Source organism: Campylobacter sp. IFREMER_LSEM_CL2090 (assembly GCF_025771865.1).
Lineage (GTDB): Bacteria > Campylobacterota > Campylobacteria > Campylobacterales > Campylobacteraceae > Campylobacter_D > Campylobacter_D lari_D.
In genome coordinates this window covers 1-837 of sequence record NZ_JAKMRA010000032.1, presented here as the reverse complement: position 1 = coordinate 837, position 837 = coordinate 1, and the positions used below count along the sequence as shown (strand labels likewise).

Genomic DNA, 837 nt, shown 5'->3' with positions numbered 1-837 from the left:
ATTAAACACTAAACACTAGGATTTATCCTAGTGTATATAATGAGTATATTAATGAATATACTCATATTAAAAATATTTTAATTAATCAATATAAATATTGAAAAACAAAAACTTGAAATTAAAATACATCATTAAAAGGAAAAAATAAGTATGAAAAAACTTTTACTTAACACTATAGCAATTAGCTCTTTAGTCTATGCTAATAATGGAAGTATTATCATAGCTAAAAATGATATAGAAAAGGTTATAGAATTATCTCCTGATAGAAACCTCCCTCAAAACAAAGCTATCAAAGAAAATCTAAAAACCAAAGATGATTATAAAAAAACTCAAGAAGCTAAAAAAGACTTTGAAGAAAAAAAGAAAGCCTTAAAAGAAAAATTTAATCAAGAAGATAAAACTAATGAGGAAGCTAACAATCAAACTAATAACAACACTACCAACCTAAATAACCAAACTAACACTAACACAAACAATGACAAAGCTAACACTAACTCTAGTATAAATAATCAAACAAACAATAATTTTAATTCAACTAATAATAGCTTTAATACCAATAATGCTTCAAACAATCATAGTTTTAATAACAACACTACCAAATTAAACAATCAAACCAATACCAACAATAATACAAGTAACTCAAATAATCAAACAAACAATAATTCTAATAACAACTCTACTAACTCAAGTAATCAAACTAATACTACCACCACTAAAGAAGTAATAACCAAATACAAATTCATCATCACTAATGAAAACACTAGCTTTGAAAAGCTAGGTATTAAAGAAGAAGATTTACAAATACTCATTAGTGAGTTTAGCACTAGAAAATTTAGT

At 24.4% G+C, this 837-nt stretch carries 1 pseudogene; it reads left to right on the top strand.

Going from position 1 to position 837, the window contains the following annotated elements:
- Positions 1 to 150 precede the first annotated feature (150 nt).
- A pseudogene (locus L8V85_RS08285) lies at positions 151 to 837 on the top strand (hypothetical protein); the annotation flags it as partial.